Annotated in this window: 24 protein-coding genes and 2 pseudogenes; 17 read left to right on the top strand and 9 right to left on the bottom strand. The window is 74.6% G+C overall.

Annotated elements, in window-relative coordinates; translation table 11 throughout:
- Positions 1–4: 4 nt before the first annotated feature.
- Positions 5–442: a hypothetical protein gene (locus I8N68_RS01470; protein ID WP_200206612.1), complete on the top strand. Its 438-nt coding sequence runs from the start codon at positions 5–7 to the stop codon at positions 440–442.
- Between the two features lie 85 nt (positions 443–527).
- On the top strand, positions 528–992 hold the full coding sequence (locus I8N68_RS01475) for a hypothetical protein (RefSeq protein WP_200206613.1): 465 nt from the start codon (positions 528–530) through the stop codon (positions 990–992).
- A 33-nt stretch (positions 993–1,025) separates the two neighbouring features.
- Here the strand turns inward: I8N68_RS01475 and I8N68_RS01480 are convergent, their stop codons facing one another.
- Entirely contained in the window at positions 1,026–1,985 is a 960-nt protein-coding gene (locus tag I8N68_RS01480) for a GNAT family N-acetyltransferase (RefSeq protein ID WP_200206614.1), read from the bottom strand.
- Between the two features lie 79 nt (positions 1,986–2,064).
- Here I8N68_RS01480 and fdxA point away from each other — a divergent pair, with 79 nt between their 5' ends.
- The 6 genes and pseudogenes from fdxA to I8N68_RS01505 all read left to right on the top strand — a co-directional run bounded on the left by fdxA (position 2,065) and on the right by I8N68_RS01505 (position 5,899).
- Positions 2,065–2,391 (top strand): ferredoxin, encoded by a 327-nt coding sequence (gene fdxA, locus I8N68_RS01485; protein WP_007464872.1) that lies wholly within the window; start codon positions 2,065–2,067, stop codon positions 2,389–2,391.
- The gene (dapC, locus tag I8N68_RS01490) at positions 2,388–3,494 is read left to right on the top strand and encodes a succinyldiaminopimelate transaminase (RefSeq protein WP_307812509.1); all 1,107 of its coding nucleotides are present in this window, start codon (positions 2,388–2,390) and stop codon (positions 3,492–3,494) included. The genes fdxA and dapC overlap by 4 nt, the downstream gene beginning before the upstream one ends.
- 15 nt (positions 3,495–3,509) lie before the next feature.
- Complete coding sequence (locus tag I8N68_RS01495; RefSeq protein WP_200206615.1) at positions 3,510–4,547, top strand: prephenate dehydrogenase; 1,038 nt, start codon at positions 3,510–3,512, stop codon at positions 4,545–4,547.
- Positions 4,548–4,598: 51 nt separating this feature from the next.
- Positions 4,599–5,165: pseudogene (locus I8N68_RS01500) on the top strand (SIMPL domain-containing protein); the annotation flags it as partial.
- A pseudogene (locus I8N68_RS34145) lies at positions 5,166–5,252 on the top strand (SIMPL domain-containing protein); the annotation flags it as partial. It lies immediately after the preceding pseudogene.
- Entirely contained in the window at positions 5,252–5,899 is a 648-nt protein-coding gene (locus I8N68_RS01505; protein ID WP_200206619.1) for a nucleoside/nucleotide kinase family protein, read from the top strand. The pseudogene I8N68_RS34145 and the gene I8N68_RS01505, both read left to right, overlap by 1 nt.
- On the opposite strand, the gene I8N68_RS01510 is transcribed toward I8N68_RS01505, so the two are convergent.
- The 3 genes from I8N68_RS01510 to dapD are packed head-to-tail and all read right to left on the bottom strand — an operon-like array spanning position 5,876 to position 7,631.
- Complete coding sequence (locus I8N68_RS01510) at positions 5,876–6,046, bottom strand: hypothetical protein (RefSeq protein ID WP_200206620.1); 171 nt, start codon at positions 6,044–6,046, stop codon at positions 5,876–5,878. The genes I8N68_RS01505 and I8N68_RS01510 overlap by 24 nt on opposite strands.
- 22 nt (positions 6,047–6,068) lie before the next feature.
- The gene (locus tag I8N68_RS01515) at positions 6,069–6,626 is read right to left on the bottom strand and encodes a sugar O-acetyltransferase (RefSeq protein ID WP_307812477.1); all 558 of its coding nucleotides are present in this window, start codon (positions 6,624–6,626) and stop codon (positions 6,069–6,071) included.
- Positions 6,627–6,671: 45 nt separating this feature from the next.
- Positions 6,672–7,631 (bottom strand): 2,3,4,5-tetrahydropyridine-2,6-dicarboxylate N-succinyltransferase, encoded by a 960-nt coding sequence (dapD, locus tag I8N68_RS01520; protein WP_200206622.1) that lies wholly within the window; start codon positions 7,629–7,631, stop codon positions 6,672–6,674.
- 24 nt (positions 7,632–7,655) lie between these two features.
- On the opposite strand from dapD, the gene dapE reads away from it, so the two are divergent.
- Entirely contained in the window at positions 7,656–8,729 is a 1,074-nt protein-coding gene (dapE, locus tag I8N68_RS01525; protein ID WP_200206624.1) for a succinyl-diaminopimelate desuccinylase, read from the top strand.
- Between the two features lie 85 nt (positions 8,730–8,814).
- On the opposite strand, the gene I8N68_RS01530 is transcribed toward dapE, so the two are convergent.
- Positions 8,815–8,982 carry a hypothetical protein gene (locus I8N68_RS01530; protein WP_200206626.1) on the bottom strand — a complete coding sequence of 56 codons (168 nt, stop codon included), beginning with the start codon at positions 8,980–8,982 and terminating at the stop codon, positions 8,815–8,817.
- Between the two features lie 155 nt (positions 8,983–9,137).
- Between I8N68_RS01530 and I8N68_RS01535 the strand changes: the two genes are divergently transcribed.
- The 7 genes from I8N68_RS01535 (at position 9,138) to I8N68_RS01565 (ending at position 20,225) form a co-directional block, all read left to right on the top strand.
- The gene (locus I8N68_RS01535) at positions 9,138–9,992 is read left to right on the top strand and encodes an LOG family protein (protein ID WP_200206628.1); all 855 of its coding nucleotides are present in this window, start codon (positions 9,138–9,140) and stop codon (positions 9,990–9,992) included.
- A 4-nt stretch (positions 9,993–9,996) separates the two neighbouring features.
- The gene (locus tag I8N68_RS01540; RefSeq protein ID WP_200206630.1) at positions 9,997–10,542 is read left to right on the top strand and encodes an LOG family protein; all 546 of its coding nucleotides are present in this window, start codon (positions 9,997–9,999) and stop codon (positions 10,540–10,542) included.
- A 148-nt stretch (positions 10,543–10,690) separates the two neighbouring features.
- Positions 10,691–14,317 (top strand): ATP-dependent helicase, encoded by a 3,627-nt coding sequence (locus I8N68_RS01545; protein WP_200206632.1) that lies wholly within the window; start codon positions 10,691–10,693, stop codon positions 14,315–14,317.
- A 50-nt stretch (positions 14,318–14,367) separates the two neighbouring features.
- Positions 14,368–17,718: an ATP-dependent helicase gene (locus I8N68_RS01550; protein ID WP_200206634.1), complete on the top strand. Its 3,351-nt coding sequence runs from the start codon at positions 14,368–14,370 to the stop codon at positions 17,716–17,718.
- Positions 17,719–17,952: 234 nt separating this feature from the next.
- On the top strand, positions 17,953–18,156 hold the full coding sequence (gene cspE, locus I8N68_RS01555; protein ID WP_007464836.1) for a transcription antiterminator/RNA stability regulator CspE: 204 nt from the start codon (positions 17,953–17,955) through the stop codon (positions 18,154–18,156).
- Positions 18,157–18,373: 217 nt separating this feature from the next.
- Positions 18,374–19,789 (top strand): DEAD/DEAH box helicase, encoded by a 1,416-nt coding sequence (locus I8N68_RS01560; protein ID WP_200206636.1) that lies wholly within the window; start codon positions 18,374–18,376, stop codon positions 19,787–19,789.
- 244 nt (positions 19,790–20,033) lie between these two features.
- The gene (locus I8N68_RS01565) at positions 20,034–20,225 is read left to right on the top strand and encodes a hypothetical protein (RefSeq protein ID WP_200206638.1); all 192 of its coding nucleotides are present in this window, start codon (positions 20,034–20,036) and stop codon (positions 20,223–20,225) included.
- A 26-nt stretch (positions 20,226–20,251) separates the two neighbouring features.
- Here the strand turns inward: I8N68_RS01565 and I8N68_RS01570 are convergent, their stop codons facing one another.
- From I8N68_RS01570 to I8N68_RS01585, 4 genes are read right to left on the bottom strand one after another with little or no spacing between them, the layout of a single operon-like run.
- Positions 20,252–20,695, bottom strand: a complete 444-nt coding sequence (locus I8N68_RS01570) for an RrF2 family transcriptional regulator (protein WP_200206640.1) — start codon at positions 20,693–20,695, stop codon at positions 20,252–20,254.
- A gap of 4 nt (positions 20,696–20,699) precedes the next feature.
- On the bottom strand, positions 20,700–21,584 hold the full coding sequence (locus I8N68_RS01575; protein ID WP_200206642.1) for an ABC transporter permease: 885 nt from the start codon (positions 21,582–21,584) through the stop codon (positions 20,700–20,702).
- Positions 21,574–22,353, bottom strand: coding sequence for an ABC transporter ATP-binding protein (locus tag I8N68_RS01580; RefSeq protein WP_200206644.1), 780 nt, complete (start codon positions 22,351–22,353; stop codon positions 21,574–21,576). Before I8N68_RS01580 ends, I8N68_RS01575 begins: the two co-directional genes overlap by 11 nt.
- Positions 22,350–23,411, bottom strand: a complete 1,062-nt coding sequence (locus I8N68_RS01585) for an ABC transporter substrate-binding protein (RefSeq protein WP_200206647.1) — start codon at positions 23,409–23,411, stop codon at positions 22,350–22,352. Before I8N68_RS01585 ends, I8N68_RS01580 begins: the two co-directional genes overlap by 4 nt.
- 261 nt (positions 23,412–23,672) lie before the next feature.
- Here I8N68_RS01585 and I8N68_RS01590 point away from each other — a divergent pair, with 261 nt between their 5' ends.
- Positions 23,673–24,983 (top strand): M16 family metallopeptidase, encoded by a 1,311-nt coding sequence (locus tag I8N68_RS01590; RefSeq protein ID WP_200206648.1) that lies wholly within the window; start codon positions 23,673–23,675, stop codon positions 24,981–24,983.
- Positions 24,984–24,986: the final 3 nt, after the last annotated feature.

Below are 24,986 nucleotides of genomic sequence, written 5' to 3' on the forward strand. Positions count from 1 at the left end.
GCCGATGTCGGTCGTACCCGAGCAGGAGCCCGCCACGCCGCCCGCCCGCCCGCGGCCGGCGCTCGACCTGGCGCTGCGCGTCGCCGGCGGCGTGGTCGCCGTGCTGGCCGGGGTGCTCTCGGCGGTGCTGGAGCTGCTGCTGGCCACCGTCCGGATCGGGGGTCAGCTGATCGGCGTGTCGGCGCTGGTGGCGATCGGCGCCGGGATCGCGCTGAGCTGGTTCGCCCACGAGGCGGTCGGTACCCGGTGGGCGGTGGCGCTGCCCGCCGTGCCGTGGTTCGCGGTGATGGCGGTGGCGTCGCTCCGGACCACCGAGGGGGACCTGCTCGTCTCCGGCGACAACTGGGTCGGCCTGGCGATGATCGTCGCCGGCGCGATGACCTTCGCCGTGATGGGCTTCCGGCAGGTCCTCGCGCCGCCACCGGTCCGACGCGACGGCTGATGACGCCACCCAGCTCGCGGTGGTAGATATTCCTGCCAGGGAGTCCCGCCCGCGCGGGGGCGGGCGGTACGGCGGGAGGCGTGCGATGAGGGAGCGGTGGGGCGCGGTCGGTGCGCTCACGGGGGCGCTGTTCGCGGTGAACGTGGCGGCCCGGCTGGTCATCAGGTTCGGCTTCGAGGGCGACGACGGCGCCGCCGACCGGGTGTCGCTGGTGATGTTCGTGGTGATCGGGCTGGTCCTCGCCGCGGTGGCGTTCCGGTGGGGCCGCGACCGTCCGGTCTCCCACTGGGCCGGTGACCTCGCCGTCGCGGTGGTGCTGGCGCTGGCGCTGACCGTGTTCGTCGCCCCGCTGCTGGTGGGGGAGAACCCGTTCGGCGGCGGCGCCGGGCTCTTCTTCGCCCAGATCTGGCTCTACCTGGCCGCCGCCGGCGCCGGGGTGCTGGTCGGCTACCTGATCCTCACCGCGCTCGGCCGGGATCACCGCTCCCAGCAGCTCAAGCGCTACGCCCAGCTCAAGGCCGCCAAGCCCCGCCGCGTCGTCCGCCGCTGACCCCGCCACCGGCCCGGCCCCAGAACCCGCGGCTCAGTGCGGGGCGACCCGGGTGAGGTAGGTGTGGTGGGTGGTGAAGCCCAGCCGCTGGTAGAGGGCCACCGCCGGGGTGTTGCGCTGCTCCACCTGGAGGAAGGCGTGGCTGGCCCCCTGCGCCGTACCCCAGTCGACCAGGGACCGGATCACCCGGCCGGCCAGCCCCTGCCGGCGGGCCGCCGGCAGCACCTCGACCAGGGTGAGGCCGAGCCATCGCCCCTGCCCGGTGACCGTGCCCCGGCCGACGGCGACCAGCGTGCCGTCGGCGTACACCTGGGCGAACCGGACCCGGTCCACGGCGGTGAGCACGTGCCGCGCGGCGTCCGGCAGGCCACCCTTGCGGCCGGCGGCGACGGCCAGCCAGTCGTCCGACGGCGCGGCGGCCAGCTCCACCGGTGGCAGGCCGGCGCGGGCCGGCGCGGCCGGCGACAGCGCGGCGAGCGCGACGGTCTGCACCAGCACCGGCGGCCGGGCGCCCCAGCCGCGCGCGTCCAGCTCCGCGCCGACCGGGGCGGCGAGCGGCAGCGGGGTGTTGACCATGGCCGGCTGGCCCCGCTCGGCGTACCACCGCACCACGGCGTCCAGGGCGGCGGACAGCGGGCGGTCCGGGTCGCCCACCGGAAGCGCCGAGTTCGCCCGGCCGGTCCAGCCGGCGGCGCTGCGCAGCAGCCAGTCGCCGAGCCGGCCGCGGACCGGGGCGGGCCAGGCCTCGTCGGCGGCCAGTTCCAGGGCGACCACCGCGGCGGCCGTCGGCCGTCGGGCCGGCGGCACCCGCTTGGCCCGGTGCACCTCGCCCACCGGCACCCGGAGCCGGCCCTGGGTGGTGGCCAGCGTGATGTGGGTCTCGCTCAGCTCGACCAGCTCCCCGAGGGCGTCGGAGAATAGCGGCCGGCCTTCGCGAATCCCCACAATTCGCCGGACCACGATCCGGTGTCCCACATCCTGCTGTCGGAGCACGATCGACCCCCTCCCCGGCGAGATACTAGGCTCTTACCGTCGCGGGTGATCGCGACGAGTCTTGCGGAGGAGAAGACCGGTGACCTACATCATCGCCGAGCCGTGCGTGGATGTGCTCGACAAGGCATGCATCGAGGAATGCCCGGTCGACTGCATTTACGAGGGCAATCGGATGCTCTACATCCACCCCGACGAGTGCGTCGACTGTGGTGCCTGTGAGCCGGTCTGCCCGGTCGAAGCGATCTTCTACGAGGACGACGTTCCGGAGCAGTGGAAGGACTACACCGGGGCGAACTACGAGTTCTTCGAGGACCTCGGCTCGCCGGGTGGCGCCTCCAAGATCGGCAAGGTGGAGAAGGACGCGACGTTCGTCGCGGCTCAGCCGCCGCGCGGAGAGGGCCACTGAACCGGCCCGCGCCGGTCTCGGCGCGGCTGCCCGACTTCACCTGGGACACCCTGGACGCCGCAGCCGCGACGGCCGCGGCGCACCCGGACGGTCTGATCAACCTCTCCATGGGGACGCCGGTCGACCCGGTGCCCCCGGTGATCCGGCAGGCGCTCGCCGACGCGTCGAACGCCCCGGGCTACCCGCTGACCGCGGGCACCCCCGCGCTACGGGACGCCATCGCGGCTTGGGTGGCCCGCGCCTGCGGCGCGGGCGTCGACGGCCTCGGTGTGCTGCCCACGATCGGCTCCAAGGAACTGGTCGCCTGGCTGCCCACGCTGCTCGGGGTCGGTCCCGGTGACGTGGTCGTGGTGCCGTCCGTCGCCTACCCGACGTACTCCGACGGGGCGCGGCTGGTCGGCGCCACCACCGTGCGCACCGACTCGCTGACCGCGGTGGGTCCCACCTCGCGGGTCCGTCTGGTCTGGGTGAACTCGCCCGGCAACCCGACCGGGCGGGTGCTGCCCGCCCGCCACCTGCGCAAGGTGGTGGACTGGGCCCGGGAGCGCGGCGCGGTGGTCGCCAGCGACGAGTGCTACCTGCCGCTGGGCTGGGACGCCGAGCCCGTCTCCGTGCTCTCGCCCGAGGTGTGCGGCGGCTCGTACGACGGGGTGCTGGCGGTGCATTCGCTCTCCAAGCGCTCCAACCTGGCCGGCTACCGGGCCGGCTTCGTGGCCGGCGACCCGGCGCTGGTGGCCGAGCTGCTCAAGATCCGTAAACACGCCGGCATGATCGTGCCCGCGCCGGTCCAGGCGGCAATGGTGGCGGCGCTGAGCGACGAGACGCACGCCGACGCGCAGCGGGAGCGCTACCGGGCCCGCCGCGCGCAGCTGCACGCCGCGTTCACCGGCGCTGGCTTCACGGTCGAGCACTCCGAGGCCGGGCTCTACCTCTGGCTGACCCGCGACGAGGACTGCTGGGAGACGGTCGACTGGCTGGCCCGGCGGGGCATCCTGGTCGCCGCCGGGGTGTTCTACGGCCCGGCCGGTTCCCGGCACGTGCGGGTGGCGCTGACCGAGTCCGACGAGCACGTCGCGGCGGTCGCCGGCCGACTGCGCGCCTGACGCCGGGGCCGCGCGATGACCGACGGGGTGACCGACGGCCGCCCGGTCGTCGCCGAGCGGACCGCGGCGGTGGTCGGCACGGGGCTGATCGGCGGGTCGGTGCTGCTGCGGCTGCGTGCCGCCGGGCTCGACGTCACCGGCTGGGACCCGGACCCGGCCACCCGCGACTACGCCCACGAGCAGGGCGTCGCCGCTCCGGACACCCTGGAGGAGGCGGTCGCCGGCCGGGACGTGGTGTTCCTCTGCGGTCCGCTGCCCAGCCTGCCGGAGACGCTGGCCCGGGTGGCCGGCGCCACCGACGAGCACTGCGTCCTCACCGACGTGGGCAGCACCAAGGCGGCGGTGGCCGCCGCCGCGACCGCGCAGGGGCTGGGGCACCGGTTCGTCCCCGGTCATCCGATGGCCGGCGCCGACCGGGCCGGTCTCACCGCCGCCACCCCGGTGCTGCTGGACGGCGCGGCCTGGGTGCTCTGCCCGACCGGGTCGGGAATGGCCGCGTTCCGGCGGCTCGCCGCGCTGGTCATCGACGTCTTCGGGGCCCGCGTGGTGCCCCTGTCCGCGCCGGAGCACGACGTGGTCGCGGCCCTCTCCTCGCACGTGCCGCACCTGCTGGCCGGGGCGCTGGCCGGGGCGGTGCAGCGGTCCGCGCTGCGCGAGGCGGTGCTCGCCCTCGCCGCCGGCAGCTTCACCGACGGCACCCGGGTGGCCGGCGGCCCGGCCGAGCGGACCGCGAACATGCTGCTGGCCAACCGCGGGCCGGCGCTGGCCGGGCTGGAGGCGGTCCGCGCCGTCCTCGACGAACTGGCCGACGCGGTGCGGGCCGGTGACCGGGCGGCCCTGACCGCCCTGCTCGACGAGGGTCGGACGGCCCGCGCCGCGGTGCGGGGTCGTACCTTCGCCGCCCACCGGCGGGAGTTCCCGGCCGTCGTCGACCACGCCGGGGAACTGGCGTACCTGCGGGAGCTGGGCGCGGCCGGGGGGCACCTGACGCAGTGCCGGGTCGAGGCCGGCGCTGTCGTCTACACCGGCCACCTGCCGGCGTCGCCCGGCTGAACCGCGACCCGCACCCCCGCACGCGGGTGGGCGCGCGGTTAGGGTGAGGGCATGGCGGACGCACCGGTCGTGGCGGTACGCGGCGAGGCGTACCGGGAGGTCGCCCCCGAGCTGGCCGAGTTCACGGTGACCGCGACCGCCCGGGACCGGGACCGGGAGACGACGCTGACCCGGCTGGCCGAGCGGGCCGCCGCGGTGCGGGTGCTGCTCGACTCGGCCGGCCCGGCGATCGCGCACCGGGAGACCGGTCAGCTGCGGGTCTGGCCCGAGACGAAGCGGTCCGGCGAGCGGGTGGTGGCGTACCACGGCAGCGTCGGCACCACCGTCACCGTCACCGACTTCACCGCACTCGGCGAGCTGATGCTGCGCCTGGCCGACCAGGACCAGGTCGAGGTGGCCGGCCCGTGGTGGTCGCTGCGGCCGGACAGCCCCGCGTACCGGGAGGCCCGGCACGCCGCGATCGCCGACGCGCTGGCCCGCGCCGGGGAGTACGCGGAGGCGCTCGGCGCCCGGGTGACCGCGCTGCTGGAGCTGGCCGACACCGGGACGGGTGGGCAGCCGAAGATGGCCCGCCGCGCCGCGTTCGGCAAGGGCGCCGGCGGGCCGGCGGGTGCCGCGCCGGAGCTGGAGCTCGATCCGCGTCCGCAGACCGTGCAGGCCGCGGTCGAGGCGCGGTTCACCATCAGCGAGCCGGTGCTCGGCTGATGCCCGTGGCGCGGGTGCTGTCCTTCGACGAGCTGGCGACCCGAGCGCGCGCCCTGGCCGGCGCCGGCCCGCGGCAGTTGCTGGGCATCGCCGGCGCGCCCGGGGCGGGGAAGTCGACCCTGGCCGAGCGGATCGTCGCGGCGGTCGGCCCGGCCGCCCGGCTGGTGCCGATGGACGGTTTCCACCTCGCCCAGTCGGAGCTGGTCCGGCTCGGTCGGGCGGACCGCAAGGGCGCACCGGACACCTTCGATGCCAACGGGTTCGTCTCGGTGCTGCGCCGGCTGCGGCGGCTGGAGCCGACGTCGGTCTGGGCGCCCGCGTTCCGGCGGGACCTGGAGGAGCCGGTCGCCGGGGCGATCGAGGTGCCGCCCGAGGTCCGGCTCGTGGTGACCGAGGGCAACTATCTCCTGGTGCGGGACGAGCCGTGGGAGGAGGTGCGGACGCTGCTGCACGAGATCTGGTTCCTCGACCTGGACGCGGAGCTGCGGCTGCGCCGGCTGACCGCCCGGCACGAGGCGTACGGCAAGTCGCCGGAGCAGGCGCGGGACTGGGCGCAGGGCAGCGACGAGGCCAACGCCGCCCTGGTCTGTCCGACCGCCGACCACGCCGACCTGGTGGTACGCCTAGCCGAGCCCCCGCCGGCGTGACGGCACCGTCCGGCGGAGCAGCCAGGCGACCCGGGTCCGCTCCCGGTCGAACTCCGACGCCCCCGGGTAGCCGCTGTGATTGCGGATCGGCGGGTCGGCGACCTCGCCGGCGCTGGGGTGCAGCGCCTCGGGGTCGCGGACGGGCACATTGTTTCGGCAGCTCAGGCGGCTATTCGAGGGTGCGTACCACCCGGGCGGGGTTACCGAGGGCGACCGCGTTGGCCGGCAGGTCCCTCGTCACGACGGCACCCGCGCCGACCACCGTGTTCGCGCCGATGGTGACGCCGGCGAGCACGATGACGCCGCCGCCGAGCCAGACGTTGTCCCCGATGGTGATCGGCTCGGCCGCCTCCCACCTGGCCCGGCGCGGCTCCGCCTCGACGGGGTGGGTGGCAGTGAGGAGTTGGACGTTCGGCCCGATCTGGACGTCGGCGCCGATGGTGATCCGGGCGACGTCGAGGAAGACCGCGTTGAAGTTGACGAAGCTGCGCGGGCCGATGTGCGTCTGCCAGCCGTAGTCGCAGTGGAGGGGCGGCCGGACCCAGACACCCTCGCCGAGCGAGCCGAGCAGCTCCCGCAGCGCCGCGAGGCGGCCGTCGGGGTCGTCGGCGGTGGTGGCGTTGAAGCGTTCGGTCCGCCGGGCGGCGCGGTCCAGGTCGGCGGTGATCTCGGGGTCGTCGGCAAGGTACGCCTCGCCGGCGAGCATGCGTTCCCTCATGGAGCTCACCGGACGATCATGCCCGGTCGATCCGCGATTTCCCCCCGGCCCCGGTCAGTCGTTGGCGTGCAGGGCGGCGTTCAGCTCGATGCCCCGGCCGCTGCGCTGCTTCGCCTCCAGCGCGCCGGTCACCGAGTTGCGCCAGAAGAGCAGCCCGCCGACGCCGGACAGCTCGCGGGCCTTGACCACCCGGCCGTCCCGCAGCGTGATCTTCGAGGCGGCGGTGATGTAGCAGCCGGCCTCGACCACGCAGTCGTCGCCGAGCGAGATGCCGACGCCGGCGTTCGCCCCGATCAGGCTCCGCTCGCCGATGCGCACCTTCTCCGTGCCGCCACCGGACAGGGTGCCCATGATGGACGCCCCGCCGCCGATGTCGGAGCCGTCGCCGACCAGCACGCCCTGCACGATCCGCCCCTCGACCATCGAGGTGCCCAGGGTGCCGGCGTTGAAGTTGACGAAGCCCTCGTGCATCACGGTGGTGCCGGCGGCCAGGTGCGCGCCGAGCCGGACCCGGTCCGCGTCGGCGATCCGCACCCCGGCGGGGACCACGTAGTCGGTCATCCGGGGGAACTTGTCCACCCCGTACACGGCCAGGTGGCGGCCGGCGGCCCGCTCGATCACCCGCAGCTCGTCCACCCGCTCCGGCGGGCACGGTCCGGCCGAGGTCCAGGCCACGTTGGCCAGCTTGCCGAAGATGCCGTCCAGGTTGAGCTCGTTGGGCCGCACCAGGCGGTGGGAGAGCAGGTGCAACCGGAGGTACGCGTCGGCGGCGTCCTTGATCGGGTCGTCGAGCGAGCCGATCACGGTGACCACCTGGACCGTACGCAGACCGGGCAGCGCCCGCTCGCCGACCGCCCCCGGCGGCAGGTCGAGCACGTCGGCCTGATCCTCCCCGGGGACCAGCGGCAGCTCGCCGAGGCCCAGCTTGCCGGTCGGGTACCAGGTGTCCAGCACCTGGTCGTCAGCGGTGATCGTGGCGAGGCCGATGCCCCAGGCAGACTGTGCGTTGGTCACGATTTTGACGGTACCGTGCCCAGCATGGAGAACCCGTTGACCCCCGAGGTCTTGGCTGATCCGGTGGCGCTCACCCGTGCCCTGGTCGACATAGAGTCCGTCTCCCTCAACGAGAAGGCCATCGCCGACTGCGTCGAGGAGGTGCTGCGGGGCGTGCCGCACCTGACCACCTTCCGGCACGGCAACACGGTGATGGCGCGTACCGACCTGGGCCGGGCTACGCGGGTGGTGCTCGCCGGCCACCTGGACACCGTCCCGCTGAACGACAACTTCCCCTCCACCATGCGCGGCGACCTGATGTACGGCTGCGGCACCTCGGACATGAAGTCCGGGGTCGCGTTCGCGCTGCACCTCGCGGTGACCCTGCCGGACCCGCGCTACGACGTGACGTACTTCTTCTACGAGGCCGAGGAGATCGAGTCGAAGTACAACGGCCTCACCCTCGTCGGCCAGGCGCACCCGGAGTGGCTGCAGGCCGACTTCGCGGTGCTGCTCGAGCCGACGTACGGCATCGTGGAGGCCGGTTGCCAGGGCACCATGCGGGCGATCGTCACCACCCACGGCGAGCGGGCGCACGCGGCGCGCTCCTGGCACGGGGTGAACGCCATCCACGGCGCGGGCGGGGTGCTGGACCGGCTGCGGTCGTACGAGGCGCGGCGGGTCACCATCGACGGCTGCGACTACCGGGAGGGCCTGAACGCGGTCCGGATCACCGGCGGCGTGGCCGGCAACGTGATCCCGGACCGGTGCGAGATCGAGATCAACTACCGGTACGCCCCGGACCGCGACCCGGCGGCCGCCGAGGCGCACCTGCGGGAGGTCTTCGCCGGCTTCGACCTCGAGGTGACCGACGCGGCGGCGGGGGCGGCCCCCGGCCTGGACGCACCGCCGGCGCAGGAGTTCCTGGCCGCGGTGGGTGCGGCCCCGATCGGCAAACTGGGCTGGACGGACGTGGCCCGGTTCGCGGCGATGGGCATCCCGGCGCTGAACTTCGGCCCCGGCGACCCCAACCTGGCCCACCACAAGGACGAGCACGTCGAGCTCACCAAGATCCGCGACGGCGCCGCCACCCTGCACCGCTGGCTGGCTTCGGCCTGACCGCCGTTGAAAACGATCAAGAGGTTTGCGTCACCGGATCCCGGTCCGGGTGACGCAAACCTCTTGATCAACGTGTGTCGACCGGTCAGCCGGCCGGGGTGAGGGACTGGTCCGGCGCGGGGCGGGACTCGGCCGGCTCACCGGTGAGGTCGTGGGCTTCCAACTGGCGGGTGCGGCGACGCTCGGCCACCACGTCCCGGATCCGCCGCTGCATCTGACGGCGGATCCGAATCATCTCGCTGTTGCTGATCACGCTTGCTCCTCCCCCGAAGGCGCGCGCCGGGGCATACCCGGTATGTGAATAGTAAGACGTACGAGCGACAGAATTAGTTGCCCAAGATCGCGAACTATTTCCCCGGCTCGCCGGCCCGCACACCCAGCGGCCCACGCTCCACTACGGTGGCTCCCATGAGCCAGAGCAACGGGCGGCAGCAGCCCGCCCCGGACCGGGGGCGCGAGCGGCACCGGGGCGCCGTCACCCTGCGCCGCGGCGCCATCCCCACCAGCACCGCCGACCAGCGGCTGCTGGACTCGCGCGGGCGCGGCGACTGGAAGACCAAGGACGCCTGGCGGGCGCTGCGCATCCTGTCGGAGTTCGTCGAGGGCTTCGACACGCTGGCCGACCTGCCGCCCGCGGTGAGCGTCTTCGGCTCGGCCCGGAGCATGCCGGAGAGCCCGGAGTGCCGGCTGGCTGAGGAACTGGGCGCCGCCCTGGCCCGCGCCGGGTACGCGGTGATCACCGGCGGCGGCCCAGGCGTGATGGAGGCGGCCAACCGGGGCGCGAGCGAGGCCGGCGGGCTCTCCGTCGGGCTCGGCATCGAGCTCCCGTTCGAGCAGGGGATCAACGAGTGGGTCGACCTCGCCATCGACTTCCGTTACTTCTTCGCCCGCAAGACCATGTTCGTCAAGTACGCGCAGGCGTTCGTCGTGCTCCCCGGGGGCTTCGGCACCATGGACGAGCTGTTCGAGGCGCTCACCCTGGTGCAGACCGGCAAGGTCACCCGCTTCCCGGTGGTGCTGATGGGCGCGGACTACTGGCGCGGCCTGCTCGACTGGCTGCGCGAAAGCATGGCCGCCGAGGGCAAGATCGGGCCGGCCGACCTGGAGCTGATCTGCTTGACCGACGACGTCAACGCGGCGGTCCGGCACATCGTGGAGGCCGAGGCGGTGCTCTCCGCCGAACAGGAGGCGATCCGGGGGGAGTCGGTCGCGCGCACCGAGGCGGATCAGCGTGCCGCCGCCGACGAGGGCGGGAAGGGCTGAGCGGATGGCCGCCATCTGCGTGTTCTGCGCGTCCTCCCGCACCCTCGACCGGCGCTGGCTGGACCTGGCGGCCGAGACCGGTGCGGAGCTGGCCCGGCGCGGGCACACCGTGGTCAGCGGTGGTGGCTGCGTCGGGATGATGGGCGCGCTGGCGGACGGGGCGCGGGCCGCCGGGGGGCCGACCCTCGGCGTGATCCCGCAGGCCCTGGTCGACCTGGAGGTCGCCGACCTGGCCTCCGACGAGCTGCTGGTCACCGACGGCATGGCCAGCCGCAAGACGCTGATGATCGAGAAGTCGGACGCGTTCCTCACCCTGCCGGGCGGCCTCGGCACCCTGGACGAGCTGTTCGAGGTCTGGACCACCGCCACGCTGGCCATGCACACCAAGCCGATGGTGTTGGTCGACTCCGACGGTTTCTACCGGCCGCTGGTCGACTGGCTGCGCAGCCTGGCCGACCGGAACTTCCTCAAACCCGCCGGCCTCGACCTGCTCACCGTGGTCGACTCCGTCCCCGCCGCCCTGGACGCCCTCGAATCCCGCCTCACCTGACGCCCACCCCCGCCCACCCCGCCGATCATGAAGTTGTTGCTGTCGATTTCGGCGTGTCGTGGTGACAACTTCATGATCAACGTGGGCTGGGGCGCGAGGGTGAGGTGGTGGCGCGGGAGGTGTCGTACGGGCGTGGTGGGATGAGCTGATGCAGGCGTACCGGCTGGTGCGTCGGCCTGCCGAGGCCGCCCCGGGGGACGGGCGGTCCGGCGGGGTGGCGCGGGGGGACGGTCGGTCCGAGGGGACGACCGCGGCGGCCCGCCGGCCCGAGGGGGCGGCGGGTGATGACGCGCACCCGGCGACCCGGCTGGCCGACCCGGCGCAGGCCGAGGTGGTGGCGCACACCGACGGGCCGATGCTGGTCGTCGGGGGTCCGGGCACCGGCAAGACCAGCACCCTGATCGAGGCGGTCGCCGCCCGGGTGGCCGAGGGGGTCGATCCGGAACGCGTCCTGGTGCTCACCTTCGGCCGGCGCGGCGCCAATGACCTGCGGCACCGGATCGAGGCGCGGATCGCCGGGGACGGCCACCGGGTGGTCCGCGAGCCGCTGGTGCGGACCTTCCCCGCGTACGCGTTCGGCCTGCTCCGCCGGGCCGCCGCCGAGCGGGGCGAGCCCTCACCCCGGCTGCTCACCGGCCCCGAGCAGGATCTGATCATCCGCGAGCTGCTGGACGTGGTCGGCGAGGAGCCCGGGGACGACCAGGTCGGCTGGCCGGAGGACCTGCGCCCGGCCCTGCGCACCCGGGCCTTCGCCGCCCAGCTCCGCGACCTGCTGATGCGCGCCGCCGAGCGCGGCGTCGGCCCGGTCGAGCTGGCCCGGCTCGGGGAGAAGCTGGGCCGCGCGGACTGGCCCGCCGCCGCGCGCTTCCTCCGGGAGTACGTCGCCGTCCTCGCCCTGCGCGACGTCAGCAACCGCGGCTCGGTGGCGTACGACCCGGCCGAACTGGTCCGGGCCGCCACCGGGATGCTGCTCGACGATCCGGAGCTGCTGGCGGCCGAGCGCCGCCGGCTGGCCCACGTCTACGTCGACGAGCTCGCCGACACCGACCCCGCCCAGCTCGACCTGCTCGCCGTGCTCGCCGGCGGCGGTAAGTCCCTGGTCGCGTTCGCCGACCCGGATTCGTCCACGTACGCCTTCCGCGGCGCCGACCCGGCCGGAGTGGCCACCTTCCCGCACCGGTTCCGCACCGCCTCCGGTGCGCCGGCCGCGCAGGTCCTGCTCACCACCTCGTACCGGGCCGGTCCCGCGCTGCTCGCGGCGACCGCCCGAGTGGGCCGGCGGCTGCGCGGCCCGGCGGCGCACCGCCGGCTCCGCCCGCTGGCCGACGCGCCGCCCGGCGCCGTCGAGGTCCGCACGTTCCGGTCGGCCACCAGCGAGTCGGCCTGGCTGGCGCACGCCCTGCGCGAGGCGCACCTGCTCGACGGGGTGCCCTGGTCCCGGATGGCGGTGCTGGTCCGCTCGACCGGCCGGCAGCTGCCGTCGCTGCGCCGCGCCCTGCACACCGCCGGCGTGCCGACCGTCGTGCACGGCGAGGACCTGCCGCTGCACCTGCAGCCCGGGGTGGCGCCGCTGCTGCTCCTGCTCCGCTGCGCCCTGGAACCGGAGCGGCTGGACGAGGAGGCGGCGGTCGCCCTGCTGCACTCGCCGCTCGGCGGCGCCGACCCACTCGCCGAGCGGCGGCTGCGCCAGGGGTTGCGCGCGCTCGCGCTGGCCGGCGGCGACCGGCGGCCCTCCGGCGAGCTGATCGTGGAGGCGCTGCGCGACCCGGCCGAGCTCGCCGCGATCGACCGGCGCTGGGCGGCGCCCGCGCAGGCGGTGGCGGCCCTGCTGGAGACCGCCCGGCAGGCCGCGGCCGCCCCCGGCGCCACCGCGGAGAACGTGCTCTGGGCGGTCTGGCGGGACAGCGGCCTGGCCGAACGCTGGACCGGGGCGATCACCCGCGGGCGGGCTGCCACCGGGGAGCACGAGACCGCCCAGCGCTGGCGGGCCGAGGCCGCCGACCGGGACCTCGACGCCGTGCTGGTGCTCTTCGACGCGGCGGCCCGGTTCACCGACCGGCTGCCCGGCGCGCGCACCGAGGTCTTCCTCGACCACGTGCTCGGGCAGGACCTGCCGGCCGACACCCTGGCCGCCAGCGCCGACCGGGGCGACGCGGTCCGGCTGCTCACCGCGCACGCCGCCAAGGGCCTGGAATGGGATCTGGTCGCGGTCGCCGGGGTGCAGGAGGGGGTCTGGCCGGACCTGCGGCTGCGCGGCAGCCTGCTCGGCTCCGAGCGGCTGGTCGACGTGCTGGCCGGCCGGGCGGACGGCGCCGGCACCCGGGCCAGCCTGGTCGGGCAGACCTCGGCGCTGCTGGACGAGGAGCGCCGGCTCTTCCACGTCGCGGTCAGCCGGGCCCGGCACCGGCTGCTGGTCACCGCGGTCGCCTCGGCCGCCGTCGGCGGTGACGACCACGAGGAGCAGCCCAGCCGCTTCCTGCACGAGCTGGCCGTCACCGAGCCGCCCTCGGTCGGCGGCGGTGGTGCGGTCCCCGCCGGGCCGGATCCGTCGCCGCGCCCGGCCGGTCCCGGCGCACCCGAACCGGCCCACGGCGCGTCCTCGACCGGCGGCACCGCGGGGGCCACGGCGGCGGATCCGGCCGGCCGGGCCGCGCGGCGGGGCCGGCCGGGCGACGGTGCCGCGCTGGCGGTGCCCGGGACGTCGGACGGGCCGGTGCCGACCGGCGACGAGGACCCACAGGACGGGCCGCCGGGCGCCCTGCCGGTCACCCTGCCGCCGCGCGGGCTCACCCTCTCCGCGCTGGTGGCGGAGCTGCGTACCGCGGTCACCGACCCGGCCGCCCCGCCCGCCCGGCGGCACGCGGCGGCGGGCGAGCTGGCCCGGCTGGCCACCGCCGGGGTGCCCGGCGCCCACCCCGACGACTGGTGGGGGCTGCGCGGCCTCTCCGACGACCGGCCGCTGGTCGACGAGGGCGAACCGGTCCGGGTCACCCCGTCCGGGATGGAGAGCGCGCTGCGGTGCAGCCTGCGCTGGCTGCTGGAACGACACGGCGGCAGCGGCCCGGCGAGCGCCGCGCAGGGGGTGGGCAACCTGGTGCACGCCGCCGCGATGCTCGCCGAGGACGCCAGCGCCGACCGCACCGCCCTGCTGGAGTACGTCGCCGCCCGGTTCGACGCGATCGAGCTGGCCGCCCGTTGGATGGTCGGTCCGGAACGGTCCCGCGCCGAGGCCATGGTGGACAAGCTCCTCCGCTGGCTCGCCGGCAACCCGCGCCGGCTGCTCGCCATCGAGCACGAGTTCGCGGTCCGCCTCGACGACCCGCAGCGCCCGGTCGAGCTGACCGGTCGGGTGGACCGGCTGGAGGTCGACGCCGACGGCCGGCTCGTGGTGATCGACCTGAAGACCGGCAAGTCGACGGCGGTCACCGAGCGGGAGGTCGCCGAGCATCCGCAGCTCGGGGCGTACCAGGCGGCGGTGGAGGCGGGGGCGTTCGCCGAGTTCGGCGAGGAGTCGGGTGGGGCGGCGCTGGTGCAGCTCGGCACCGGGGCGAAGGAGGCCAAGGAGCAGGCCCAGGCCGCGGCCGGGGAGGGCCCCGAGGCCGGTTGGGCGACCGCGCTGGTCCGGCGTACCGCCGATACGATGGCGGCCGCCACCTTCGCCGCGGTCGCCAACTCGAAGTGCCGGGTCTGCCCGGTGCGCACGAGCTGCCCGGTGTCCGGCCAGGGGCGCCAGGTCGTCGAGCCGCCGACCACCCGTCCTCCGGACACCCGGTGAGCGCGAGGAGTGAGCTTGCGAGCCCCGCAGTCGCGAACGAGGACGGCATCGTGACCCAGCCGACCCTGTTCAGCGCCGCCACCCCGGCGCCCCGGGCGGCCGACTCCGGTCCCCGGTACACCCCGGTGGAGCTGGCGAAGCTGCTCCGCCTGCCCGCGCCCACCCGGGAGCAGGCGGCGATCATCGCCGCGCCGGTGGAGCCGCTGCTGGTGGTCGCGGGCGCCGGCTCCGGCAAGACCGAGACGATGGCCGCCCGGGTGGTCTGGCTGGTCGCCAACTCGTACGTCCGGCCGGAGCAGATCCTCGGCCTGACCTTCACCCGCAAGGCCGCCGGCGAGCTGGCGCACCGGGTGCGTACCCGGCTCGACCAGCTCATCCGTCGCGTCGGCCGGCAGGGCCGGGACCCGCACGAGGACCCCCTCGCGGGCGAGCCGACCGTCTCCACCTACCACTCGTACGCCGGCCGGATCGTCACCGAGCACGGGCTGCGCGCCGGGTACGAGCCCACCACCCGGCTGCTCACCGAGGCATCCCGCTGGCAGCTCGTCGACCTGCTGGTGCGCAACTACGACGGCGACATGTCCGACGTGGAGCGAATGCCCAGCACGATCACCGACGCGGTCCTGGCGCTGGCCGGCGAGCTGGACGAGCACCTGGTCGACCCGGACACCCTCGCCGCCTGGACCGGCCGGTTCTTCGCCGACGTGCAGGCCCGCCCCGGCCGGGTCTACGCCGACGTGCGGAAGGCGCTGCGACTCCAGCAGACCCGGCTGAAGCTGCTCCCGCTGGTCCGGGCGTACGCCCGCCGCAAGGACGACTTCGAGGCGATGGACTTCGCCGACCAGCTCGCCCGGGCGGCCCGGGTGGCCCGCGACCACCCCGGCGTCGGGGTGATCGAGCGGGACCGGTTCCGGGTGGTGCTGCTCGACGAGTACCAGGACACCAGCCACGCCCAGGTGGTGCTGCTCAACGCGCTCTTCGGTGGCGGCCACCCGGTCACCGCGGTTGGCGACCCCTGCCAGTCGATCTACGGCTGGCGGGGGGCCAGCGCCGGCACCCTGGACCGCTTTCCCGGCGAGTTCGCCCGCGCCGACGGCACCCCGGCCGAGGTGCTGAGCCTGACCACGAGCTGGCGCAACCGGCCCGAGATCCTCGGCGTGGCCAACGCGCTGGCCACCCCGCTGCGGGCCGCCGGCGCACAGGTGCCGGAGCTGCGCGCCGCGCTCAGCGTCGCCGAGCCGATCCCGCACCGCAGCCCGCGCGGCGCGGCCGGCGGCACCGTGCACTGCGCGCTGCTGCACACGTACGCCGACGAGGCCGAGTGGATCGCCGACAGCGTCCTCGCCGCCTGGCGCGGGGCGGCCCGGATGCCGGCTGCGCTGCCCGAGCACATCCCGGTGCCCCAGCGACCCACCACCGCCGTGCTGGTCCGGCTGCGCAGCCAGATCCCGGCCATCGAGTCCGCGCTGCGCGCCCGGGGCCTGCCGGTCGAGGTGGTCGGGCTGGGTGGGCTGCTGGACACCCCCGAGGTGCGGGACGTGGTCTGCACGCTCCGGGTGCTCGCCGACCCGACCGACGGGGCGGCGCTGCTGCGGCTGCTCACCGGCGCGCGCTGGCGGATCGGCCCGCGCGACCTGGTCGCCCTGCACCGCCGGGCCCGGGCCATCGTCCGGTCCCGCCGCGAGCTCACCGGCGACGACGGGCCGGAGATCACCGTGGACGCGCTCGACGAGGCCACGCTGGTCGAGGCGCTGGCCGACCTGGGACCGGCGCAGGCGTACTCGGCGGAGGGGTACGCGCGGCTGCGGGCGTACGGGATGGAACTGGCCCTGCTGCGTTACCGGCTGGACCAGACCCTGCCGGAGCTGATCGCGGACATCGAGCGGACCATCGGCCTGGACGTGGAGGTGGCCGTGCGGGCCGGCCGGGACGGCACCGGTGACGCCGGCCTGGCCCGCGGCCACCTGGACGCCCTCGGTGACGTGGCCGCCCGGTTCAGCGGGGAGACGCCGGGCGCGACCCTGGCCGGCTTCCTGTCCTTCCTCGCCGCCGCCGAGGACGAGGAGCGCGGGCTCGCCCCCGGCGAGGTCGAGGTGGTGGTGGGGGCGGTGCAGATCCTCACCGCGCACGCGGCCAAGGGCCTCGAGTGGGACGTGGTGGCGGTCGCCGGCCTGACCCGGGGCGGCTGGCCGGGGCCGGTGCGCAACTCCGACCACTGGCTGGGCGGTCTGGGCGTGCTGCCCTTCCCGCTGCGCGGTGACGCCGACGGGCTGCCCGAGCTGGGCCTGGCCGCCGCCCAGGACCAGCGCGGGGTGGCCCGGGCGGTGGAGGACTTCACCGACGCCTGGCGGGCGCACGACGAGCGGGAGGAGCGCCGGCTGGCGTACGTGGCGGTGACCCGGCCCCGGCGGCTGCTGCTCTGCTCCGGGTACTGGTGGGGGGAGGGGACCAAGCGGTTCCGCGGGCCGTCGGTCTTCCTCCGGGAGGTGCACGACGCCTGCCTGGACGGCGCGGCCGGGCACCTGGTCGACGAGTGGGCGCCGGAACCGCCGGGCGACGCCGTCAACCCGACCACCGAGGTGGTGCTCCGCGCGGAGTGGCCGGCCGACCCGCTCGGCGCCCGCCGGCCGGCGCTGGCCGACGCCGCCGCCCTGGTCCGGCGGTTCCTGGCCGACCCCGAGCCGGCCCGGCCCGAGGATCCCACCGCCGGCGACCCGGACGTGGCGCGGTGGCGGCGGGAGGCGGACCTGCTCCTCGCCGAGCGCGCCGAGCTGCTGCGGTGGTCCGAGGCGGTCGAGGTGGAGCTGCCCGGGCACCTGTCGGTGACCCAGCTGGTGGCGCTGCGCCGCGACCCGGCGGCCCTGGCGCGCGCCCTGCGCCGCCCGATGCCCACCGAGCCCAACCCGTACGCCCGCCGGGGCACCGCCTTCCACACCTGGCTGGAGCAGCGCTTCGGCGCCGACCGGCTGCTCGACGTGGACGAGCTGCCCGGCGCCGCCGACGAGGACGCCGCCCCCGACGAGGCGCTCACCGAGTTGCAGGAGCGCTTCCTGGCCAGCGAGTGGGCCGACCGGGTACCCCAGGAGGTGGAGGTGCCGTTCGCCACGGTGCTCGCCGGGGTGGTGGTGCGGGGCCGGATGGACGCCGTCTTCGCCCGGCCGGGTGGCCGGTTCGACGTGGTCGACTGGAAGACGGGCCGGCAGCCCACCGGGCGGGAGGCCGAGGTGGCGGCGGTGCAGCTGGCCGTCTACCGGCTGGCCTGGGCCGAGCTGGCCGGCGTGCCGGTCGAGCGGGTCGGCGCCGCGTTCCACTACGTCCGGGACGGGGTCACCATCCGCCCGGCCGACCTGCTCGACGCGGACGGGTTGACCGCGCTGATCGCCGGAGTACCGGAAATTTAGCCGGACCTCCCGTCGTTGGAAGATCCGTGGTAGGTTAGGCGCGTTGCAGTTTTGGTTTCCAGAGACTCTGTGTGCGCCTGGCGGATTGTGGCCCCAGGCGCTCTTTGTTGTGTCCGGAGTTCTCCGGGCGGGGCGACCAGCAGCGACAGGCGATTCGCGCATTCCCGCGCGGAGCGCTCCTCTTCGAGTCCGCAACAAGTGCGGGTTCGACGTTCCGTCAAGGAGACAGAACACATGGCTATTGGCACCGTCAAGTGGTTCAACGCTGACAAGGGCTTCGGCTTCATCACCCCGGACGGCGGCGGCGCCGACGTCTTCGCCCACTTCTCGGCGATCCAGTCCTCCGGCTACCGGAGCCTGGACGAGAACCAGCGGGTCGAGTTCGAGGTGACCCAGGGCCAGAAGGGCCCGCAGGCGGAGAACATCCGCCCGCTCTGATCTTCGGATCAACCCAGCACCATCCATCGCGCCGTCTCCGGCGCGGTGACGGGACCGGCCCGCCGCGCCGCCCCCGCTCCGGCGGGTGGCGCGCTGCGGCGGGCCGGCCCGTACCCCATCGGTTCGTGCTTGTGAGTCGTGGCGGTCTCCGCCGGCGACAGCGCCGCTCTGCGGCGCCCTCCCTCGACACGTGCCGCGTCGAGGAAGGCATTTGTGCATGACCATGACCATTCCCACCTTCGCCGCCACCGGGCTCGCGCCCGCGCTGCTCACCGAGCTGACGACGCAGGGCATCATCGAGCCGTTCCCGATCCAGTCGGCGACCCTGCCGGACTCGCTCGCCGGTCGGGACGTGCTCGGCCGGGGCCGTACCGGCTCCGGCAAGACGCTCGCTTTCGGGCTGGCGCTGCTGCACCGCACCGCCGGCCGCCGGGCCCGCCCCGGCCGTCCGCTCGCGCTCGTGCTGGTGCCGACCCGGGAGCTGGCCCAGCAGGTCACCACCGCCCTCGCCCCGTACGCCCGCGCCCTCGGGCTGCGCTGCGCCACCGTGGTGGGCGGCCTGTCCCTGCAGCGGCAGGCGGACGCGCTGCGGGCCGGCGCCGAGGTGGTCGTGGCCACCCCCGGCCGGCTGCACGACCTGATCAACCGGGGTGACGCCCGTCTCGGCGAGGTCGCCATCACCGTGCTCGACGAGGCCGACCAGATGGCCGACATGGGCTTCCTGCCCCAGGTCACCAAGCTGCTCGAGCAGGTCGCCCCGGACGGGCAGCGGATGCTCTTCTCCGCCACCCTGGACGGCGGCGTGGACCGGCTGGTCCGGCGCTTCCTGAGCAACCCGGTGTCGCACTCGGTCGACCCGGGCACCGCCACGGTGACCGCGATGACGCATCACGTGCTGCACGTCGAGGCGGCGGACAAGCCTGCCGCGCTCACCCAGATCGCCGCCCGCCATGGCCGCACCATCCTGTTCATGGGGACCAAGCACCGCGCCGACCGGCTGGCCCGTCAGCTGCTCTCCAAGGGGGTACGCGCGGCCGCCCTGCACGGCGGCAAGTCTCAGCCCCAGCGCACCCGGATCCTGGAGCAGTTCCGTACCGGCCAGGTCACCGCCCTGGTGGCGACCGACGTGGCGGCCCGTGGCATCCACGTCGACGGCCTGGACATGGTGGTCAACGTGGACCCGCCGACCGAGGCGAAGGACTACCTGCACCGCGGTGGTCGTACCGCCCGGGCGGGCGAGTCCGGCACCGTCGTCACCCTGGTCCTGCCGGAGCAGCGTCGGGACGTGTCCCGGCTGATGACCGTGGCCGGGATCAAGCCGCAGTTGACCCAGGTGCGCCTCGGCGACGAGGCGCTGGCCCGGGTCACCGGTGCACGCGAGCCGTCCGGCGTGGCGGTGACGATCACCGTGCCCCCGCCGGCGGCCGCGCCGCGTGGCGGGTCGGGCCGGGGTCGGCGCGGCGCCGGCGGTGACGGTGCCCGCATGGCCGACAGTGGTCGTCGGGTCGCCGGCGAGGCTGGGCGGTCCGCCGACGGTGGTCGTCCGGCCGGCGACGCCGAGGGCTCCGGCCCGCGCCCGGCACACCGGGCCTCCGGCCGCCGTCGTCGCCCCCAGCGGCCCCGCACCGCCTGACGCCACCGCCCCGCTTTCTTCCCGGTCCGCCCGGTTCCACCGGGCGGACCGGTTTCGTTTGAGGGTGGCAGGGACCGGCCTGTCCGAGGGCCGTCCGCCCCAAGATCCACCACCGCGCCCACCGTTGAGTCGGGGATCAGCGAGCGTTGCGTCCGATGGGCGACTGTCCGCCGCGCCGATCTCGCCCAGGCTGGCATCGGGGGGAAGAGGTCGGGCCGGGTGGCCGGGCGCGGGAGGGGTGACCATGGCGAGCGAGACCGGCTCGGGGGCGCTGCGCGAGCTGCTGCTGGTCGTCGCGGTTGCGGGGGCGGGCCTGGTGCTCGCGGTGGTCGCGGCGTTCGGCCACTGGTACCCGACCTCGGACCAGGCTGCCCGGGCCGGGCTGGTCGAGACGCACAGCACGATCGGGCAGCCGGGTGGACCGACCGCGAGCTGAGTATTGGTGCGGCGCGTACCGGCGGGTCAGCGCGTCGTGGCGCCGTCCACCAGTAAATCGGCCAGGGTGGTCCGGTCGACCACCAGGGCGATTGCTCCGTCCACCGCCAGCCAGACGTCCCGCAGCCCGGTGGCCACCCCGTGATAGCCGGCGCGGTCCGTCGGCAGGCCGCGCACGCTGGTCAGCGAGCCACCGACCGCGCGCAGGACGTCACCCACACTGATCTCGTCCGCCGCGCGGGTCAGGGCGTACCCGCCCTCGGTGCCGCGGTGGCTGTGCAGCAACCCGGCCCGGCGCAGGTCCAGCAGGATGCCCTGGAGAAAGCTGAGTGGGATGTCCTGGCGTTCGGCCAGGCTCGCCGCCTTGACCAGCTCGCCGCCGCCGGACCCGCCGTCGCCGGTGGACCCGGCGGCGTCGGCGACGGCGAGCATGGCCCGGAGCGCGTAGTCGGCTCTCGCGGAGACGTACACGGGCTCAGTTGCCGGCCTGGTCCAGCACGCCCCAGCGACGCCGGATCGCCTTGTCGGCGGCGCCGAACGCGGCGTCCACCACCAGGCCCACCACCAGAATGACGATCATGATGGCCATCAGCCGGGGCGAGTCGGAGAAGTCCCGGGCGTAGGTGAGCTGCGCGCCGATGGAGGTGCGCTCGGCGATGACCACCAGCAGCTCGCCGGCCATCAGGCTGCGCCAGGCGAACGCCCAGCCCTGCTTGAGCCCGGCCACGATGGCGGGCAGCGCGGCGGGCGCGATGACGTACCGGTAAAGGTTGAGCCCCCGGGCGCCCATGTTGCGGCCGGCCCGGATCAGCAGCGGCGGCACGTAGTCCACGCCGTGGATGACGCCGTTGGCGACGGACGGGGCCGCGCCGAGCACCACCACGAAGAAGATCGCCTGCTCGGTGAGCTGGAAGAGCACGATGGCGAGCGGGAACCAGGCGATCGACGGCATGGTCTGCAACGCGGTGATCATCGAGCCGAGCGCGGCCCGGAGCACCTTCACCCGGGCCACGCCGAGGCCGAGCACCAGCCCGACCGCGACCGCGGCGGCGAAGCCGACGGCGGCCCGCCGGCCGGTGGTGGCCAGGCCCTCCCAGAGTGCGGCGCTGCCCAGGTATCGGCCGAGGTCGGCGAAGACGGTACCCGGTGCGGGCAGGGCCCACGGGTCCTTCCAGCCGGTCCAGAACACGACCTGCCAGATGCCGATCACCAGCGCCAGCGCGGCCAGCTTTGGCCAGGTGGCCGACCAGAAACGCCGGGCCCGCGAGCCGGGCCTCTCTCGGCCCGCGATCTCCAGCGCGTCCAGGCCGGAGATCTCCGCGTCGGTACGCGGGGTCGCGGCGAGCGTGTCACTGGCCATGGCGGCCCACCTCCGTACGCAGCCGGTCGGTGACCTCGGCGGCGATGTTCGCGATCTCCGGGGAGTCGATCCGTCGGGGCCGGGGCACGTCGACCCGGGTGGAGTAGATGATCCGGCCGGGCCGGCTGGAGAGCAGGATGATCCGGTCCGCGAGGCGGGCCGCCTCGCGGACGTTGTGGGTCACGAAGAGCACGGTGAGCCGGCGCTCGGACCAGATCCGCTCCAGTTCGTCGTGGAGGATGTCCCGGGTCATCGCGTCGAGCGCGCCGAACGGCTCGTCCATCAGCAGCACCGGGGTGTCCAGGGCGAGGGTGCGGGCCAGCGCCACCCGCTGCCGCATGCCGCCGGAGAGCTGGTGCGGCCGCTTGCGGCCGAACTCGGCCAGGTGGACGGTACGCAGCAGCTCGGCGACCTTCTCCCGGCGCTCGGCCCGGGGCAGCCCGCGCAGCTTCAGCGGCACCTCGACGTTGGCCTCGACGGTCAGCCACGGGAAGAGCGCCGGTTCCTGGAACATCAGGCCCGGGTTGACCCCGTCACCGAGGTCGATCTGCCCGCCGCTGGACCGGTCCAGGCCGGCGACCAGGTTGAGCAGCGTGCTCTTGCCGCAGCCGGAGGCGCCGACCAGGCAGACGAACTCACCGGGAGCGACGTCCAGCGACACTCCGTCCAGGGCCAGGACGGCGTTTTCGCCCTGGCCGTACACCTTGGTCACGCCCCGCAGCGCGACCGAGCCGGTAGCGCTGCGGGGGGTCGTCGTGGTCGAGGTCACGGCTGGCTGACCTCGGGCTTGCCCCCGGCCTTCAGGACCTCGTTGAGGAACTTCAGGTCGTAGAGGCCGTCGAGGTCGACCGGCTGGGTCAGCTCGACGGCGACGGCGTGGTCCAGGCCGGTCTTCAGCGAGCCCGCGATGGGGTCGTTGGTGAACTCCAGGGTCGGCCACGCCTGCTTGATCAACTTGACGTCCAGCGGCTTGCCGGTGATCTTGGCGATGTGGTCGGAGATGGCCTGCTGCGCCTCGTCCGGCTTGGTGTTGACGAACTCGTTCGCCGCAACCTGCCCCTCGACCAGCTTCTTCACCACGTCCGGGTGGGCCTTGAGGAACTTGGTGCTGACGATCAGGTTGGTGATGACGAACTTCTTGTCCGGCCAGAGGTCGCGCTCGTCGACCAGGACCTTGCCGCCGGCGTTGACCAGGCGCGAGACGAACGGCTCGGGCACCCAGGCGCCGTCGATCGCGCCGCTGGTGAAGGTCTCCACCGTCTGCGCGTTCTCCTGCGGGACGATCTTGACGTCGCCGCCGCCCTCCTTGGTGGTCTTGAGGCCCTTCTCCTTGAGCCAGTAGCGCAGCGCCACGTCCTGGGTGTTGCCGAGCTGCGGGGTGGCGATCTTCTTGCCGCGCAGCTGCTCCACCGTGGTGATCTCCGGCTTGACCACCAGGGCCACGCCGCCGGAGGCGGCGCCGGAGATGACCCGGACCGCCTGGCCCTTGGACTTGGAGAAGGCGTTCACGGTCGGGTTCGGACCGATGTACGTGGCGTCCAGCGCGCCGGAGAAGATCGCCTCCACGGCGGCCGGGCCGGCGTTGAAGGTCTTCGTCTCCAGCGTGACGTCGCTGCCCAGCTTCTCCTTGAAGATCCCCTTCTCGACGCCGACCACCGCCGGCGCGTGGGTGATGTTGGGGAAGTAGCCGAGGCGCAGCGTCACCGGGCCGGACTTGCCGGCGGCGTCGGTGTCGTCGCCGCACGCGGCGGTGCTGCCCAGGGCGGCCACGCCGACGACGGCGAGGGTGGCGAGGGAGACCAGCCGACGGAAGGGGAGCCGTCTCATCGTTGTCCAATCCGCAGTATTCCTACTTAGTTGGTAGGAAGACTGGGGCACGGTGCGGGCGGCGTCAAGACCGGTTCACCATCCGGGATGGCCCGTCCCGGAATTCTCGGCAATTCCCACCTGTTCGGAGGAGTTTCGGAGGCCGGTCCGGTCACCTCTGACCCCACCCTGCGGGCCGTCAGCGGATTCCGCCGGGCACGCCGCCCACCGCTGCCCGGAGGAGCCGGGTACGCGGGGTGCCGACGCGCTAGGGTCGATCTCGTGCCGACGCGCAGAGCGAAGATTCCAGCGACGAAGTACCCGGTCGAGCGGTTCACCCTCGACAACGGCCTGCGGGTGGTGCTCACCCCCGACCGCAGCGCCCCGGTGATCGGGGTGGCGGTGGTCTACGACGTCGGCATCCGCTCCGAACCGGAGGGACGCACCGGCTTCGCCCACCTCTTCGAGCACCTGATGTTCCAGGGCTCGGAGAACCTCGAGAAGCTGGCCCACTTCCGGCACGTCCAGGGCGCCGGGGGCACCTTCAACGGCTCCACCCACCTGGACTACACCGACTACTTCGAGACCCTGCCGAGCAATGCGCTGGAACGCGCGCTGTTCCTGGAGGCCGACCGGATGCGCGGCCCCCGGCTCACCGAGGAGAACCTGCGCAACCAGGTCGACGTGGTCAAGGAGGAGATCCGGGTCAACGTGCTCAACCGGCCGTACGGCGGGTTTCCCTGGCTGACCCTGCCCCCGGTCATGTTCGACACCTTCCCCAACGCGCACGACGGGTACGGCTCCTTCGACGACCTGGAGTCGGCCACCGTCGCCGACGCGGCCGACTTCTTCCGCCGCTACTACGCCAGCGGCAACGCCGTCCTCGCGGTCAGCGGTGACGTGGACGTGGCCGAGGCGACCGAGCTGATCACGCGGCACTTCGGTGACGTGCCGGCCCGGCCCGCGCCGAAGCGTCCGGACTTCGCCGAGCCGGACCTGACCGCCGAGCGGCGCACGTCGTACACCGACAAGCTGGCGCCGCTGCCGGCGGTGGCCGGAGCCTGGCGGGTGCCCGACCCGGTGACCGACTTCGCCGGCTACCTGCCGTACGTGGTGCTGGCCGAGGTGCTCACCGACGGCGACGCGTCCCGGCTGGTCGAGCGGCTGGTCCAGCGCGACCGGTCGGTCACCAGCCTCGGTGGCTACCTCGGCTTCATGGGCGACCCGTTCGACGTGCGCGACCCCACCGCGCTGCTGCTCCAGGCCCACCTGCCGCCCGGCGGGGACGTGGACAAGGTGCTGCGCACCATCGACGAGGAGCTGGACCGGCTGGCCACCGACGGGCTCACAGCGGGCGAGCTGGAACGCACCCAGGCCCGGATGGCCACCCACCTGCTGCGGGAGACCGACGCGGTGCTCGGCCGGGCGCTGCGGATGGCCGTGCTGGAACAGCAGCGCGGCGAGCCCGGGCTGCTCAACGAGCTGCCCCGGCTGGTCGGCGAGGTCACCGAGGAGCAGGTCCGCGTCGCCGCCGCCACCGTGCGGCCGGAGCGCCGCGCGTCCATCGAGGTCATCGCCGGAGGTGCCCGGTGAGCG

It is taken from the genome of Micromonospora coerulea, assembly GCF_016598485.1.
Lineage (GTDB): Bacteria > Actinomycetota > Actinomycetes > Mycobacteriales > Micromonosporaceae > Micromonospora > Micromonospora coerulea.